The sequence below is a fragment of the Thiocystis violacea genome (assembly GCF_016583565.1).
GTDB classification, from domain to species: Bacteria; Pseudomonadota; Gammaproteobacteria; order Chromatiales; family Chromatiaceae; genus Thiorhodococcus; species Thiorhodococcus violaceus_A.
The window spans coordinates 1-1,517 of sequence record NZ_NRRF01000190.1; the positions used below are offsets into that span (position 1 = coordinate 1).

General features: G+C 63.0%; 2 protein-coding genes. One reads left to right on the forward strand and one right to left on the reverse strand.

Annotation, left to right across the window (positions count from 1 at the left end; genetic code table 11):
* Positions 1-168: 168 nt before the first annotated feature.
* The gene (locus tag CKO23_RS24630; protein WP_200336144.1) at positions 169-1,128 is read left to right on the forward strand and encodes an Rpn family recombination-promoting nuclease/putative transposase; all 960 of its coding nucleotides are present in this window, start codon (positions 169-171) and stop codon (positions 1,126-1,128) included.
* A 77-nt stretch (positions 1,129-1,205) separates the two neighbouring features.
* Here the strand turns inward: CKO23_RS24630 and CKO23_RS24635 are convergent.
* A partial coding sequence (locus tag CKO23_RS24635; protein WP_200336147.1) for a tyrosine-type recombinase/integrase occupies positions 1,206-1,517 on the reverse strand: 312 nt, incomplete at its 5' end.

Consider the following 1,517-nt stretch of genomic DNA (forward strand, 5'->3'; position numbering starts at 1 on the left):
CCACCGGAGCCACTCCAGGTAGTCGAGGCAGTCCGCATCGGTGCGAAACCAGGACTGGAACTCGCCCGCAGTCCGCGGATAATCAACGCCAGCATGAGGGTAAGTCACCCTTGGAGTTTACTCCGGTTAAGTGGAGACCCCAGAGGCCGCAAATACCCACGCTCCCTGATGGCCGACCACGATCCTTCCTACAAGCTCCTGTTCTCACATCGCGATCTGGTCGCGGACCTGATCCGTGGATTCGTGCACGAGGACTGGGTCGAGCAACTGGATTTCACCACCCTGCAGCGCGTCAGCGAGATCGGGATCAGCCACGACCTGCGCGAGCGCGAGGACGACATGATTTGGCGGCTTCGCTGGGGCAAGCGCTGGGTCTACGTCTATCTGCTGTTGGAGTTCCAGTCGAGCGTCGATCGCTTCATGGCGGTGCGGCTGCTCACCTACGTCGGACTGCTCTACCAGGATCTGGCCGCCGCAGGCGAGATCCCGGCCGGAAGCCCGCTGCCGCCGGTGCTGCCCATCGTCCTCTACAATGGTGAAAAATCCTGGCGGGCCAAGACCAGTCTCGATGAGCTGATCGAGCCGAATCTGCCGGAGCAGCTGCGCCGCTGGCAGCCGCAGATCCGTTATCTGCTGCTCGACGAGCAGCGGCTCGCCGAGACAGAGCTGGCGGGACAGCGCAATGTCGCTGCGGCCCTGTTCCGACTCGAGAACAGTCGCCGCCCCGAGGATATCGAGCGGGTGCTGGCGAGTCTGATCGATTGGCTGGCCGCCCCCGAGCAGGACAGTCTGCGCCGCGCCTTTGTCGTCTGGCTCAAGCGCGTGCTGCTACCGGCTCGGGTTCCCGGTGCCGAGCTACCGAACGTCAACGACCTTCAGGAGATGCGTGCCATGTTGGCCGAACGGGTGAAGACTTGGACCGAAGAGTGGAAGCAACAGGGCCTTGAAGAAGGGATCTCGCAGGGCGAGGCCAAGCTACTGCGCCGGTTGCTGATCCGGCGCTTCGGACCATTGCCGGCCTGGGCCGAGGCCCGCCTTGAGCAGGCGGGCGAGACGGAGATCGAGGCTTGGGCCGATCGCGTCCTCGGGTGCACGTCCCTGGAAGAGGTGCTCAACGAGCCGACCTGAGAGTCGGTCTTGCGCTGTTGTCCGCGAACAAGGCCCCTCCGTAGCGCTCATTCATTCGCTGAGCGCCTATCTCTCCTTTAGCACTCGATGTGCTCGGCGATGTCGAGTGCGTCGTCAACCTCCACTCCCAAGTACCTGACCGTGCTTTCGATTTTGCGATGCCCGAGGAGCAGCTGTACGGCGCGCAAGTTCTTGGTCTGACGGTAGATCAACGTCGCCTTGGTTCGGCGTAACGAGTGCGTCCCGTACTCTTGCGGATCCGCCCCCATCAACCCGATCCATCGCTTCACGATGCGCGCGTACTGACGAGCGGACAGATGTGGTGAGCCACTCTGCCGACTGGGGAAGAGGACGTCTGCGGATGACAGCCCCGCCTCTTTGATCCAGTT

Coding starts and splice junctions, on each gene's coding strand:
- CKO23_RS24630 (WP_200336144.1), top strand. CDS start 169: ATGGCCGACCACGATCCTTCCTACAAGCTCCTGTTCTCACATCGCGAT.